Here is a 14374-nt window from a genome sequence, read left to right on the forward strand (position 1 = left end):
CCGGCATCATGAAGGCCCAGATTGACTGGATACCACTTTCGGAAGGCGCTGTTCGCCCTTCTCAGGGTAAGACGCTGGCCGTTATGCAGGTCTGCGGTGGCTCTCAGTCTTTCAATGCCGTAAACCAGATGCGTATTCTTGGCCGATGGATGCGGATGATCACCATCCCGAATCAGTCCTCTGTGGCAAAAGCCTGGCAGGAGTTTGATGAAGATTAACGAATGAAACCGTCGTCTTATTACGACCGCATCGTAGATGTAATGGAAGAACTGGTGAAATTTACTCTGCTGACCCGAGGTAACTCAGCCTATCTCGTTAATCGCTACAGCGAACGAAAAGAGTCGGCAGAAGAACTTTCCCGGCGAGTTAATCAGAGCAAAATTTGAGGGCTGGTATGAGTGATGTAACGGCATTCAACAACTGCATGAGCGTGTTCTGGCGGCAACATGAAGCCGAACTCGCTCGATTTCTGACATCGAAGACAGGCGATAGCGAAAAAGCAGCAGATCTTCTGCAAGAGCTATTCCTGCGTGCCCGCGCTCATTCAGACAGTTTTTGTGAGATGGAGAATCCACGAGCCTGGCTGTACCGGGCTGCGAGGAACCTGCTGATTGATGAGTACCGCACCGCCAGGGATTTCGTTGAGCTGGAAGAAGATGCCCCATTAACTGACGCATCCCCTGAGGCAATCTCAACGCTGGGTATTTGCCTGCCTGAAACATTACAGGCATTACCTGAGGATGAGCGGTGGTTGATTGAAGAATCCGACCTTAACCGGCGTCCCCAGCAGTCTCTGGCCGATGAACTGGGAATCACGCTTACGGCGTTTAAATCTCGACTACTTCGGGCCAGAAAGCACCTGAAAGAAGCGATGACAGAACTTTGCCAAATTGAGGCGGATGACACTTCTTCCGTCTGCTGCCACAAAAAAATGAATTAATCGCGCATCTTTTTCCCACCATCTTCGTTTACCTCAGTGTAAAGCCAATCGACTAAACACTGAGGTAAACAGTCCATGTCAAATATTGAGATCTTTGAAGCAGCAGGCTGCTGCGCAACCAGTAGCGTTGTGGTCAGCGACGAAGCCATCAAATGGAACGCCAGCGCCGAATGGGCGAAAAAAAATGGCGTTGATATTCAGCGCTACAGCCTTGCAAAGAACCCGCAACAGTTCCTGAATACGCCTGTCATTAAAGAGTTTCTGAACACATCAGGGATGGAGTCCCTTCCTGTCACCTTGCTCGACGGCAAGCTAGTGATGGCAGGCAAACTGCCAACTCGTGAAGATATCGCCCGTTGGGCAGGTATTCCGCTTACTCAGGACTGGAGTGAAGGCAGCACGCAACCACGCTGCTGCAGCATTCCACGCATGCCTTAATTCCAGAGGAGCTATTACTGATGAATATTCCATTTTTAAAAGACATTCCCCCGTTCATCTTCTTCACTGGCAAAGGTGGTGTGGGTAAAACATCCCTGGCATGTGCTACTGCGGTATGGCTGGCCGATCAGGGTAAGAGAACGCTTCTGGTGAGTACCGATCCGGCTTCCAATGTCGGCCAGGTATTTAGCCAGACTATCGGCCACCGAATCACAGATATCAGTACCGTAGAAAATCTTGCCGCTATGGAAGTTGATCCGATGGCTGCAGCACAGGCTTATCGTGACCGCGTGCTCGACCCGGTTCGCGGGCTGATGCCAGCCGATGTGGTCAGCAGTATTGAAGAGCAGCTCTCCGGCTCATGCACCACAGAAATCGCTGCGTTTGATGAGTTTACTGGTCTGCTGACCAATCATGAGCTGCGGGAAAAATATGACCATATCGTATTTGATACCGCGCCAACCGGTCACACCATCCGCATGCTTGAATTGCCGGGAGCCTGGAGCGGTTATCTCGAAGCGAACCCTGATGCCGCTGCAAACCTTGGACCTCTGGTAGGGCTTGAGAAACAACAGCACCAGTACTCCGATGCGGTTAAAGCGCTGTCCGACGCAGCTCTCACACGCTTAGTGCTGGTTGCCCGAGCTCAGGCTTCAACGCTGAAAGAGGTTTCTCATACGCACGATGAGCTTTCTGCTATTGGTTTGCAGCATCAACACCTTGCCATCAATGGTGTGCTGCCGCCGTTTGCTGGTGAGGATGACCCACTGGCGCAAAGTATTCTGGTTCGGGAAGAAAAAGCATTACAGGCAATGCCTGATAATCTGGCTAATCTTCCCCGCTCGCAGCTGTATCTGAAGCCATTTAACCTGGTCGGCCTGGAAGCCCTGCGGGAGCTATTTACCCAGAGCAAAGCCGCACCGGCTCTCCCTGATACCACGTTGAATGTTCTGGATTTACCGAAACTGTCTTCACTGGTTGATGAACTGAGCCAAACTGGCAATGGGCTGGTCATGACGATGGGTAAAGGCGGTGTAGGTAAAACGACCATTGCAGCGTCAGTCGCGGTATCGCTGGCGAAACGTGGTCATAAGGTCCACCCGACTACATCCGATCCGGCAGCACATCTGTCTTACACACTGGATGGCTCGCTGCCCAATCTTCAGGTCAGCCGTATCGACCCGAAGGTAGAGACAGAACGTTATCGCCGCTTTGTCCTGGAAAATCAGGGCAAAGGATTAGATGCAGAAGGGCTGGCGGTGCTTGAGGAAGACCTCCGCTCACCATGCACTGAAGAGATCGCCGTCTTCCAGGCATTCTCTCGGATCATCAAAGAAGCAGACGACCATTTTGTCATTATGGATACAGCCCCAACAGGTCACACGCTTCTGCTACTGGATGCAACAGGAGCCTATCACCGGGAAATGGTGCGCCAGATGGGGCAAACGCATGACAATTTGTTGACACCAATGATGCTATTGCAGGACCCGGAGAAGACGAAGGTGATTATCGTGACGCTTGCCGAAACGACACCTGTACTGGAAGCAGCAAACCTGCAGCAGGATTTGCGTCGTGCTGAAATTGAACCATGGGCATGGGTAATCAATAGCAGTCTGGCTGCTGCGAAACCGTCCTCACCGTTCCTCGTAACCCGAGCCAGTCGCGAACTGCCTCTGATAAATGACGTTACAGAGCAGTTTGCAGAGCGTATTGCATTAACACCGCTGCAGAATGAAGAACCAGTGGGTGCAGCTCTGCTGGCAAAAATGGCAGGCTAAAAGATGGGGCTGCGGCCCCATTTCCTGCAGTCAAACTTTTACTTATACAGGCTATAAGTTTAAGTATTTAACCTTCTGTCGCGAATTCCGGTAGCTTGTAAAGCATCATTACTGGAGTAACACGATGCACATTATTAATGCTGAAGAACAGCACATTACCGCGATACGCAATATCTATGCTCACCATGTTCTGCATGGTACAGGTAGCTTCGAAACCGAACCTCCGGATACGCAGGAAATGCTTAACCGACTGAGGAGCATTCAGTCTCGGGGATTTCCTTGGTATGTCGCTCTGCATGGCGATACGGTCATCGGCTACTGTTATATTTCCCGTTACCGCGAACGCCATGCCTATCGGTTTACAGTTGAAAATTCGATATATATTGATCCGACTTATCAGCGCCAGGGCGTCGGAAAAGCACTGCTCAATCATGCATTAAAATGGGCCGAGTCCCAGGGATATCGTCAGATGATTGCTGTCGTAGGTGACAGCGCTAACGTCGCTTCTGTTGCGCTTCATATCCGCACAGGATTTACTGAAATAGGCACATTAAAAGACATTGGTTTCAAACATGGCCGCTGGCTTGACACGGTTTTGCTGCAAATGAAACTTGGTGAAGGGAATCGTACTCTGCCAGAAGATTCAGATCTTATGCTCTGAGGCAGGAATAAGGGGGCGTCTGCCCCCTTTATCTTTATTTCAATCGCTTACCTGTTTCATCAACGACTTTCTCGCCGTCTTCCTTAGCAAATGCGCCTTTTTGCGCATCCGGAAGAATATCCAGCACCACTTCGGAAGGGCGGCAAAGGCGCGTTCCCAGCGGTGTCACCACAATCGGACGGTTAATCAGGATCGGATACTGAAGCATAAAATCGATTAACTCACCGTCAGTAAACTTATCTTCAGCAAGCCCCAGTTCTTCATAAGGCTCGACGTTTTTGCGCAGCAAAGCCCGGACTGAAATGCCCATATCTGCAATGAGTTTGACCAGCTCATCGCGTGAAGGTGGATTTTCAAGGTAATGAATAACGGTCGGTTCATTACCACTGTTGCGGATCATCTCCAGCGTATTACGCGACGTGCCGCAGGCCGGGTTGTGATAAATGGTGATGTTGCTCATATCAGTATCTCATTACAAAGTGAAAGAGAGACGTAACGCCAGCGCTGCCAGCGTTACAAACAGCACAGGCAGAGTCATGACGATCCCGGTGCGGAAATAGTATCCCCAGGTGATGGTCATATTCTTCTGTGAAAGGACATGCAGCCAGAGCAGCGTTGCCAGGCTACCTATAGGTGTAATTTTCGGGCCCAGATCGCAGCCAATCACGTTGGCGTAGATCATCGCCTCTTTAATAACGCCAGTTGCAGTGCTTCCATCGATAGAAAGAGCGCCAACCAGCACGGTAGGCATGTTGTTCATGATGGAAGACAGGAAAGCCGTCAGGAAGCCAGTACCCAGCGTCGCAGCCCAGAGTCCTTTATCCGCCAGTACGTTCAGCACTCCTGAAAGGTATTCGGTTAGCCCGGCGTTGCGCAGACCGTAGACCACCAGGTACATCCCCAATGAGAAGATGACGATTTGCCAGGGTGCGCCACGCAGCACTTTGCCGGTGTTAATGGCATGGCCTCGTTTAGCTACCGCAAACAGGATCACAGCACCAACAGCCGCAATCGCACTAACGGGAATCCCGAGCGGCTCGAGGACGAAAAAACCTACCAACAGAAGAATCAAAACTATCCAGCCGGTGCGGAACGTAGCAGGATCTTTTATTGCTTTTGTCGGAGCTTTCAGGAGCGCCAGGTCGTAAGTCGGTGGAATATCCTTGCGGAAGAACAGATGCAGCATCGCCAGCGTGGCGATAATAGCGGCAATATCAACCGGAACCATCACCGACGCATATTCGGTGAATCCCAGACCAAAAAAGTCCGCCGAGACTATATTCACCAGGTTCGACACGATAAGCGGCAGGCTGGCCGTATCGGCAATAAAACCGGCTGCCATGACAAATGCCAGTGTCGTACCTTTGCTGAACCCTAATGCCAGCAGCATGGCGATGACTATCGGCGTCAGAATAAGTGCCGCACCATCGTTGGCAAACAGTGCCGCCACCGCCGCACCGAGCAGAACGATATACGTAAAGAGCAAACGTCCACGACCGTTACCCCATCGGGAAACGTGCAGCGCTGCCCATTCGAAAAAGCCGGATTCATCAAGCAGCAGGCTGATAATAATTACGGCAATAAAGGTCGCCGTAGCGTTCCAGACGATATTCCACACCACCGGAATATCCCCCACATGCACAACGCCAGATATCAGAGCCAGTCCCGCGCCCAGCATTGCACTCCAGCCGATCCCTAATCCCTTTGGTTGCCAGATAACCAAAACAATGGTCAGGACAAAAATAGCGCCTGCCAGTAACATAAAACCTCCTGACAGGGCGACTTTGCCGCCCTGTATATGCAAAAAAATTAACTCATCAACTCTCTGAGCTTTTCAATACCAGCTGGCTCTGACGTCAGCACCGGAACAAGCGCTATACGGTTAGCGTACTGATTCTTAACAGCCTCAATCTGAGGCTGTTCCTGACGAGCACGCTGGCAAAGCAACGGAGAACGCGTATCCGCAATGGAAAGGCTGTTATTGATAATCCAGCCCCACGGATGAATCCCCGCTCTTTCAAGGTCAGCCTGCAGGTTTGCCGCTTCCAGCACCGGTGTGGTTTCAGGAAGCGTAACCAGCAGAACTTTGGTTCTATCCGGATCCTGAAGCTGCATCATTGGGGTAGTAAAATGACCTTTACTCCCCATTTTTTTGGCAATCTCTCGGTGGTAAGCCCCGGTCGCATCCAGCAGCAACAGCGTATGTCCCGTAGGGGCAGTATCCATGACCACAAACCGTTTACCCGCTTCACGAATCACCCTGGAAAAGGCCTGAAACACGGCTATTTCTTCAGTACAGGGAGAGCGTAAATCCTCTTCCAGTAGCCGTTTCCCTGCTTCGTCCAGATCTCTTCCCTTCGTCTCAAGAACATGCTGGCGATAGCGTTCGGTTTCATCGTGAGGGTTGATGCGGCTGACCTGCAGGTTTTTGAGGCTGCCGTTCAGCGTTGTACTCAGGTGCGCAGCAGGATCAGAGGTCGTAAGATGCACGTCAAATCCCATGTCTGCCAGCCTGACGGCTATAGCCGCAGCCATCGTGGTTTTCCCTACACCACCTTTTCCCATCAGCATAATCAGGCCGTGTTCACTGCGAGCGATATCATCGACCAGGCCAGAGAGTGATAAGTTTTCAGGCGTGTACAGGATGTTCGTTACCGGGAGTGGTAATGTCTCAGAACGGGTATCCAGCAGTCCCTTCAATGCTGAAACACCAACCATATTGACTGGCTGTAGTAATAGGGTATCTGTCGGCAACTCAGATAACCCGGAAGGAAGATTTGCCAGCGCCTCCTGCTCTCGTTGCCATATCGCAGCGGCCAGGGCGTCATGTTCAGCTTCGGCTTTAGGCAGCACACGATTAATGACGAGATACTGATTTTTAAGGCCAATGGCTGACAGTTCTTCATGAGTGCGGGCAACTTCCTGCAATGTGGATTTTTGCAATCGCGCGACCAGCACCAGGCGAGTACGTTCAGGATCGGATAATGCCTCAACTGCATGAGCATATTGCTCGCGTTGCTTTTCCAGCCCGGCCATTGGGCCAAGACAGGAAGCACCATCCGGGTTACTTTCGATGAAGCTGCTCCAGGCTCCGGGAAGCTGAAGAAGGCGAATAGTGTGGCCCGTTGGGGCAGTATCAAAAATGATGTGATCGAAGCGGGTCAGCAGAGAAGCGTCTGTCAATAAGCCGGTGAACTCATCAAACGCCGCAATCTCAGTGGTACAGGCTCCTGAAAGCTGTTCACTGATGCTGTTAACAACGTCATCAGGCAAAAGACCTTTAATAGGGTCAACGATTCTGGCGCGGTATTGCTGGGCGGCGTCCTGCGGATCAATCTCCAGTGCGGAAAGTCCATGAACTGCTGTCACAGGGCGAATCGTGTTACCGATAGCCTGATCGAATACCTGACCGACATTGGAGGCTGGGTCGGTACTGACAAGCAAAACCCGCTTACCCTGTTCGGCAAGGCGAATAGCCGTCGCGCAGGAAATGGAAGTTTTTCCTACACCTCCCTTGCCAGTAAAAAACAGGTAAGGCGGGATATTCTGTAAGAATTTCATATGTCCTCCTGACATACTCAGCAACAGGAAGTATTACCACCACAGCAACTGATGGGAGCTAGCCCTACCTTCTCCAGCGGAATACCGAACCAGCGAGCCAGCTCGGCGCGTTTTGGGTATCGCCCTGCCATCACCGTTTCACCGTCCAACAGCAGTAACGGAAGCCCTTCTGCACCAGATGCTTCGAGGAATGCTTTCGCTTTCTCATTCTGAACAAAACTCATGGGCTGCTGCGCCAGGTTGTAACGTTCAACCTGTACGCCACGTCCTTTCAGCCACTGCACATCAGCAGAAAAATCAACCAGAACCTGATCGACATCTGAGCCACATACGCCGGTACTGCAGCACATTGCCGGGTCAAACACCGTTAACGTTTTCATTCTGAATACCTCACATTCGAAAAATCACATATATTAAGGCAAATTTTTTAGATACAAACAGCCTTACCGCTGCCAGAGCAGTTTGCTGATGCCAGCTTACGGGCGATGGCTTGCACGTCGTCCTGTTGGCTTAACCAGGCCAGCTCAATTACTTGAGCAGCCCAGGAAGGAATTTGCGGAGAAAGGCGGTAATGAACCCACTTGCCCTGTTTGCGATCCAGCAATAGTCCACTTTCCCGGAGCATTGCCAGATGGCGGGAGATCTTGGGCTGAGACTGTTCCAATGCAGTGCAGAGATCACACACGCACAGCTCCCCCATCTCCCTGAGCAGCAACATGATACCCAAACGGGTTTCATCGGAGAGGTATTTGAAGAGTTGTAGGGTAGTTAGTTTCATCAGTACTCCTTCTCATTTGGTAACAAATGATACGCTCTGGGAATTTAAAATCAATAACACATGTGGAAAATCAGATGTATTGATGGCCGGTGACGCAATGGTCACGAATACCAGACGCTTTCTTTAACTCAATTAGCCTTAAACGCAAGAACTCAGAGCATACAAATCACTCATATTTAAACGCTTTCTTTAAAGCTGCATCAACTAAAAATCGGCTGATTAAATGCGCAATGGATGGAATTTCAGACGGTATTCAACTGGGCTGAGACCGTTAAATTTAAGGCTGATTCGCCGGGTGTTGTAGTACCGAATGTAATCCTCAATAGCATCCTTAAGTTCATCTATATCCTTAAATTTACCGAGGTAAAAGCATTCTGATTTTAAAGTCCCGAAAAAGCATTCTGCACAGGCGTTATCCAGGCAGTTACCTTTGCGGGACATACTTTGCGTGACGCCAAAATCGCGGAGCTGATACTGGTACCATCGATGACGGTACTGCCAGCCCTGATCTGAATGAAGAACTGGCTTGCTGTTTGGATCCATTCTGGCAAATGCCTTAATCAACATCTCATCAATCATCGGCATGGTTGGGCGTTCTGAAATACTGTAGGAAATAACTTCGTTATTGAAGAGGTCGATGATGGGAGAAAGATAGAGTTTCCGGCCATTTACAGCGAATTCAGTGACATCGGTGACCCATTTTTCATTGGGCCGGCTGGCTTTGAAGTTTCGTTGCAGGATATTGTCAGCAGCGCGCCCATGTTCACCCCGCCATGAACTGTAACGCTTAACTCTTATCGCAGCTTTGAGACGAAGCACATTCATCAGACGTTGAACCACTTTGTGGTTCAACGCTCCTCCCTCTCTTCTGAGCGCCAGTGCTATCCGCCGATAACCATAGCGGCCCTGGTTCTCATCATAGATCTCTTTGATTCTGCATTTCACTTCATCGTATTTTCCCGGAGAGCGGAGTGCTTTCAGGTGATAGTAAAACGTACTCCTGGGTATCTGAGCTATCTGCAAAAGCTGCTCGAACGAATAGTGCTGCCTCAGTTCGTCGATAATTCTGACCTTATCCCTTATCGAACTAAGGCTTTCAACTTTTTTAAATAAAGTATCCGTAATTCCAGGCGGCGGACTTTTTGTTCAAGTTCCTGAATACGTTTATCTTTCGAACGCTCCAGTGCTGCCTCAAGCGCAACAGGATCATCAATCATATGAAGTGCCCTTTTTTTGCCAATACGGAGAGAACGAAGCCCTTCCTCTCCATGTTCGCTGAAGACCTTCATCCACTTCCCAACAGAGGCCGAACCCGCGACGTTAAATTTCGCTGCAGCCTGCGTCTGGGAAATCTGCCCCGTCAGTACAGCCTTTACGGCTTCGACTCTGATATCGGGAGCGATTGATACGCCCTTATCCCTGGGCTTCAGACCTTCTTCTCCATAAGCATCATAGGCTGCAACCCATATTCTTACCTGGGTTCTGGGAACGTTAAAGCGAGCTGAAGTTAAACGATAGCCTTCATCGGTAGCGAAATAGTGCATAACCACTTCGAGGCGCTGTTGAAAGGTGTACTTACGTCTGGACATGGGACTCTCCAATTTGAGAGTCCAACTAAATGGGTGCAGTGCATGGGTTAATGAAAATTAACTACGGGGCTTTCTGCTTTCTGCCACACAACACGGCAACAAACCACCTTCACGTCATGAGGCAAAAAGCCTCAAGCGCCATCGCCATTATATCCCGTTGTCGATCATCTGCCCAGGAATAACAGGCTGAAAACTGTATAAATCCTCAACGTTTTTCAGCGTCATCCAGTTCCCGAATATCCCAGAGCCTCACGAATTTCAGCGGCTCGCTGTTCGCTTCCGGCGGCCACGCCGGCGTTATAGACAAGGCTGATCATCGACTGCACTGTTTCCCAGTCATCCCGCTCCAGCCGGGCATCAAGACGGTACAGGATCTTCCCGCTTTCAGCATGCCGGAACACGGTACCCGTTTCTTTTTTGTCGAACCTTCGGCTGATAATGCTCAATATCCCTCCCGGTTATCCGTACCTTCTGACCACTCGCGGATCTGGTCTTCGAGCGCCTCAAGATGCCTGTCTATACTCTCAGCCAGCTGCTCGCTTTCGGTTTCCAGCCAGCCACTGAGTCCGTCCCACTCGCAGCTCATCTCTTTCAGCTTTGCCGACATGGTACGGAGCTTGTTACGCTGGCTGCGGGCGACTTTCAGCTCCGTCTTGCAGGGGTTATTTCTCATTCTGCCCCCTGCAGGTACCGCAACTTGTTCGGTACCTGCCAGCGCTCAGCAGTACGGACAGATTCCGGAGTCTCCCGCACGATAAACGGGATTTCGTACATCACTGCATACAGTGGCTCACCGCTGATGCGAAGCCAGTCAAGTTCCTTCAGCGACGTGAACCGCGACTGCCAGCGCCAGAACGGTCCGGCAAGCTCTGCCGCGTCAAACTCGTCGCTCCACCGGGTGTACCAGGTGCAGACGGTTTCCGGTGACTGAAAATTCAGGTCGATTTTCGCCTGCTCCAGCAGGTTCTGGCGCAGTTTCCAGCGCTGTTCGTACTCACGAGACTGGCGGCGCATCTGACGCGTGGTCTTAATGCCGGACCTGTGCAGTCGTCGACCCGTGCGGGTGTGCATGACCTCAGGAAACAGTTCGGCCTGTACGTCAATTGTGAGCGGCAGCGGGCAGGCTTCGCCACTGGTGGCGATCATCGTGTTAAGCGCCTCCTCGACCTGTTTCAGGTTCGAATGACGGTTATTTGGCACCCAGTGCAGACCAGGTATTTTATTGGCCACCGTGGCGTTGAGACGTCCGCTGCCCGTGAGAAGACGCAGAAAGGTACGCACATACGGCATGGCGGGCAGTCGTGCGCCGCGTTCGCGGGCAGACTCAACATGGCTGATAGCCTGTATTGCAGCCTGACGGGCTGGCTTCAGGGAAACGAGCGCGTGTGAGGACGGGATCATGCTGTCACCTCTCCGCTCATCAGGTTCACCACGGTGCGGGCAGTGCAGTTAAAGCGGCGCATACCTGCCAGCTGCGCGATCAGCGGGTTTATCCGGTCAGGCTGGAGCGTGTCGCTCTGGTAAAGGGTACACACCACTTCCCCGCCGGAGGAGAGCAGCACCAGAAGCCAGTACGGTGAGACTTCGCCGGGGCTGCACACGCACAGATGCCAGTCATCACTGCCGTCCGCGCTGAAGCGGCACTGGACGGGGAAGAAGCCGCCGAACTCGCTGCGGTATTCGGCGCAGACGCGCCATCCTTCTGGTGTGGACAGGAGGCCGGTCACGGTATCGCTGAGAGCGCGGCGCGCGTCCTCGCCCTGCTGACGGATAAACTCCAGGTCGGAGGCGGTCAGTTTGTTGATTTGGTTCAGGTCATATTGCATAGTCATGTCTGTTCCCGCCGCCCGAAGGCGGCGGCCTCCGGTATTAAGCAGCGTGGTCAGTGGTGTGAGCGTCGGTTTCGGTGGCTTCTTCAGCCTCAGCGGCTGGTGATGTGCGCACCATCCAGTCAGGCAGCCAGCCCTGAGCATTCAGATCCTGCTCGGCGGCCTTCGCCGCATCGCGGCGCTTGAGCTTCACAATCTCTCCAGCGCGGGCACTGAGTCCGGCTTCTTCGTAGGCTTTGCCAATCTGGGGGATGGTGAGCTTGCCGAAGTAGCTCTCAGCATCCGGCTGCCACCATTTGCGCAGGTCAAAGTCCAGCGCCGCTTCCAGCCCGTCCAGTTCGCTTTTCTGCGTATGGTTGTACATACGTTCCTGAATACCGTTGATACCGTGCGCTGCACAGAATCCCAGCAGGGTGTTCACCTGCTCCGCTGACCATGAAAGCAGCCAGGTGAAATCGAGATGCCAGTTTTCGGGCAGCGTTGCCTGAAGCGCCTCTTTCTGCGCTTTGAGCGCCGTCAGCGCCTTCCCTTCTTCACCGGATGGAGCCAGTGATGCAAGGTGATACTGATTCGAGGACACGGAGGCTTTCAGCGGTTCGCTGCGTTTACCGTAGCTGCGATCAAACATACTGAGGCACAGTGTCCACGTCAGGAGCGCCACCGATACGTCGGGACGACCCGCCAGTTCGGCCTGAACGGCGAGAGTCCGTTCGGCTGACATAGCTTTTACCAGCGTTGCCGGATAAGCGTCGGCGGGAATTTCAGGCGTGGTGTGTCTGATCACATTGCTTTCACGTTCCTGACGCGCCTGTTCTTCAGCTACCCGGTCTTCGTCGGTCAGCTTGCGGATACCAGGCTGAACCTGAAAATTGCTACCGTCCCATGACACCCAGATTCCGTGCGCGGCGCGAAATTCCGGCGTGGCTTCGCGGTACTGCGCCTCGCAGTAAATGTCATCGATATCCTGCTGAAGCTCGTATTCGTCATCGTAGCTTTCAGTGGCTTCCATTTGTTCTTCCAGCTCACTGACGCGCTTCTGTTCTTCTTCCGTCAGGACAGCTTTCGGCATCGCAAAACGGTACTGTTCACCGTCCTCACCGCTGGCACGCAGTTCCGTCATACGGAACTCAGCCCAGCCCCAGCCCTGCTCCTGCTTAACGCGAGCGGCGAGCACGGTGAGCTTGCCAGCCAGCAGAGATTTAACCAGCGCCGCATCGGCAAAGGTGCTGTCCTTGTCGCTGAACAGGTCGGCGGTCAGCGTACCGCCAGCGGCGGTATAGGCTTCCTCACCCACATACTCAAACATCGGGTGACTGATGGCCATCTTGTCGTCGGTCACCATTTTGCGCAGAGTCTGTACGGCAGGATCGCGCCACTGTTCAACAGCCTCTTTCCAGACCTGCTCCTGACGCTCATGGGTATCAGCAAGTGTCAGGACTTCACACTGTTCAAGGGAGATTTCATCCCGCGCCAGCGCATCCAGCAGGGAGGGGGCAAGATTCGCCAGCTTCAGGCAGCGCTGAACGTGGCGCGGGTGATAGCCCATCAGTGCGCCGATCTGAGAGGCCGTTTTACCTTCCTGCTGAAGGGTACGAAAACCGATAATCTGCTCGGCGGGATGCATGTTTTTACGTCGACCGTTCTCGATCATCGAGGCCGCCACAGCCATCTCAACGGGCAGGACTTTCACCGGAACAAACGGCGTGTCTGCATCGAGCACACCGCGCATCACCAGAATGCCTGTGCCTCTGCGACGACCTTCCCCGCCGACAATGCCGATCGTACCGTCCGGCAGTTCTGCACCGATCAGGTTCTGGAGGATGCCCATTGCCTGAATGCTGTCTGCCATCTCTTCCACTTCCTGATCGGTATGCGGAATGATGCGCGTGTTTAAGTCAGTGTGTGACAGGCGGGAGTACGGGAAGATTTGCACGGGCGTATCAGCGAGCAGCTGGACGAGCTTCTGCTCGGTAGACTGCGCGATTTTTTCCGCAGATTTTGTCTGACGGGTGGTCCTGGCTGGGTTTTTTTGCCGTAGTATTGGTGGCGACCATGATTTTTACCTCTCAGTGATAGTTGTGGTTAGCCGTGGCCGGATTGCCCTCCGGTCACGGCACTCGGTTAACCGGTAATGCGTTTCGGGTGTGCTGCCAGTGCTGCAAAGGACGGATAGCCATCAAGAACCTGCATCATGACTTTTGCCCCTTCCAGCATCGCGTTATCCGTTACGCTGCCGCTGTTTTCACACACGTTGATCGTTGCCACGATCCCCGATTTCACATCTGAAAAACGCTCATACATGCGGTTGCTGAACAGGACTCGTTTGCCTCCTGCCATCACTTGCCAGTTGTTGCAGTCGTTAAATCGGGTGTCCACGTTGTCAAACTCGACCACGTGGGTGTCGCTGGCCTGAATGCGCAGCAGCTTCACGATTTCAGTGCTCTGCCCGACCTTACGGGTCGCCGGACGGGTGTTAAGGTTCTGCATGTTTCCTCCTTCTCTGGGTTAAGGCCGGACATCCGGCCTCCGGTTAAAGCTGCACGTATTGCAGGTTGCGTTTCAGTTCAAAAAGAAAATCCGGTTCAAACGACCAGTCGCGCCAGTTAAGCGTTCCGTTGGTGCGGATCTCCACCTGAACGTCTCCGTATCGGGACACATCGGACAGGGTGACGGTGACACCCGCTTTCAGCGAAGTGGCCTGAGCCACCCACTCCCGTGCGACAGAAACAGGGTTTTGTTCTTCCCCCATCTTCCTGGAAGATTCGGGAGCGGCGGTTTTGACGTTGACGTTTCGTGTGTG

The 14374-nt window shown here is 52.7% G+C and carries 17 protein-coding genes and 1 pseudogene; 5 read left to right on the forward strand and 13 right to left on the reverse strand.

The features are described 5' to 3' along the window. The 5 genes and pseudogenes from HMPREF3143_RS06955 to HMPREF3143_RS06975 all read left to right on the forward strand — a co-directional run. Positions 1-386: pseudogene (locus HMPREF3143_RS06955) on the forward strand (NAD(P)H-dependent oxidoreductase); the annotation flags it as partial. A gap of 8 nt (positions 387-394) precedes the next feature. Continuing rightward, positions 395-940 carry a sigma-70 family RNA polymerase sigma factor gene (locus tag HMPREF3143_RS06960; protein WP_013087169.1) on the forward strand — a complete coding sequence of 182 codons (546 nt, stop codon included), beginning with the start codon at positions 395-397 and terminating at the stop codon, positions 938-940. Between the two features lie 75 nt (positions 941-1015). Further along, positions 1016-1378 (forward strand): arsenic metallochaperone ArsD family protein, encoded by a 363-nt coding sequence (locus HMPREF3143_RS06965; protein ID WP_013087168.1) that lies wholly within the window; start codon positions 1016-1018, stop codon positions 1376-1378. A 20-nt stretch (positions 1379-1398) separates the two neighbouring features. Then, complete coding sequence (arsA, locus tag HMPREF3143_RS06970) at positions 1399-3156, forward strand: arsenical pump-driving ATPase (protein ID WP_070532405.1); 1758 nt, start codon at positions 1399-1401, stop codon at positions 3154-3156. 124 nt (positions 3157-3280) lie between these two features. Further along, complete coding sequence (locus HMPREF3143_RS06975; protein WP_013087166.1) at positions 3281-3817, forward strand: GNAT family N-acetyltransferase; 537 nt, start codon at positions 3281-3283, stop codon at positions 3815-3817. A gap of 34 nt (positions 3818-3851) precedes the next feature. On the opposite strand, the gene arsC is transcribed toward HMPREF3143_RS06975, so the two are convergent. From arsC to HMPREF3143_RS07050, 13 genes are all read right to left on the reverse strand, one after another. After that, positions 3852-4277, reverse strand: a complete 426-nt coding sequence (arsC, locus tag HMPREF3143_RS06980) for a glutaredoxin-dependent arsenate reductase (RefSeq protein ID WP_013087165.1) — start codon at positions 4275-4277, stop codon at positions 3852-3854. Positions 4278-4289: 12 nt separating this feature from the next. Beyond that, positions 4290-5579, reverse strand: a complete 1290-nt coding sequence (arsB, locus tag HMPREF3143_RS06985; RefSeq protein WP_012540054.1) for an arsenite efflux transporter membrane subunit ArsB — start codon at positions 5577-5579, stop codon at positions 4290-4292. Positions 5580-5626: 47 nt separating this feature from the next. Beyond that, complete coding sequence (arsA, locus tag HMPREF3143_RS06990; protein WP_013087164.1) at positions 5627-7378, reverse strand: arsenite efflux transporter ATPase subunit ArsA; 1752 nt, start codon at positions 7376-7378, stop codon at positions 5627-5629. 17 nt (positions 7379-7395) lie between these two features. After that, positions 7396-7758 (reverse strand): arsenite efflux transporter metallochaperone ArsD, encoded by a 363-nt coding sequence (gene arsD, locus HMPREF3143_RS06995; RefSeq protein ID WP_012540111.1) that lies wholly within the window; start codon positions 7756-7758, stop codon positions 7396-7398. A gap of 47 nt (positions 7759-7805) precedes the next feature. After that, positions 7806-8159, reverse strand: coding sequence for an As(III)-sensing metalloregulatory transcriptional repressor ArsR (gene arsR, locus HMPREF3143_RS07000; protein ID WP_302622596.1), 354 nt, complete (start codon positions 8157-8159; stop codon positions 7806-7808). A gap of 216 nt (positions 8160-8375) precedes the next feature. Then, positions 8376-9745, reverse strand: a protein-coding gene (locus HMPREF3143_RS24655) for an IS3 family transposase (protein ID WP_087654045.1) whose coding sequence is annotated in 2 segments (ribosomal slippage) — positions 8376-9256 and positions 9256-9745 — 1371 coding nt in all. Because the reading frame shifts where the segments join, the coding sequence is not laid out codon by codon here. Between the two features lie 221 nt (positions 9746-9966). Beyond that, a complete protein-coding gene (locus tag HMPREF3143_RS07020) occupies positions 9967-10191 on the reverse strand; it encodes a hypothetical protein (protein WP_013087160.1) in 225 nt (74 codons plus the stop codon). Continuing rightward, a complete protein-coding gene (locus HMPREF3143_RS07025) occupies positions 10188-10418 on the reverse strand; it encodes a hypothetical protein (RefSeq protein WP_013087159.1) in 231 nt (76 codons plus the stop codon). Before HMPREF3143_RS07025 ends, HMPREF3143_RS07020 begins: the two co-directional genes overlap by 4 nt. After that, positions 10415-11146 carry a plasmid SOS inhibition protein A gene (locus HMPREF3143_RS07030; protein WP_013087158.1) on the reverse strand — a complete coding sequence of 244 codons (732 nt, stop codon included), beginning with the start codon at positions 11144-11146 and terminating at the stop codon, positions 10415-10417. Before HMPREF3143_RS07030 ends, HMPREF3143_RS07025 begins: the two co-directional genes overlap by 4 nt. Next, on the reverse strand, positions 11143-11577 hold the full coding sequence (gene psiB, locus HMPREF3143_RS07035) for a conjugation system SOS inhibitor PsiB (RefSeq protein WP_045341775.1): 435 nt from the start codon (positions 11575-11577) through the stop codon (positions 11143-11145). Before psiB ends, HMPREF3143_RS07030 begins: the two co-directional genes overlap by 4 nt. Positions 11578-11614: 37 nt before the next feature. Further along, positions 11615-13507 (reverse strand): ParB N-terminal domain-containing protein, encoded by a 1893-nt coding sequence (locus tag HMPREF3143_RS07040; RefSeq protein ID WP_231941037.1) that lies wholly within the window; start codon positions 13505-13507, stop codon positions 11615-11617. Between the two features lie 188 nt (positions 13508-13695). Beyond that, positions 13696-14061, reverse strand: a complete 366-nt coding sequence (locus HMPREF3143_RS07045; protein ID WP_013087155.1) for a hypothetical protein — start codon at positions 14059-14061, stop codon at positions 13696-13698. Between the two features lie 43 nt (positions 14062-14104). After that, on the reverse strand, positions 14105-14374 hold a 270-nt coding region (locus HMPREF3143_RS07050), incomplete at its 5' end, for a hypothetical protein (protein ID WP_175441111.1).

This window comes from Enterobacter sp. HMSC16D10 (genome assembly GCF_001807145.1).
Taxonomy (GTDB): Bacteria; Pseudomonadota; Gammaproteobacteria; order Enterobacterales; family Enterobacteriaceae; genus Enterobacter; species Enterobacter roggenkampii.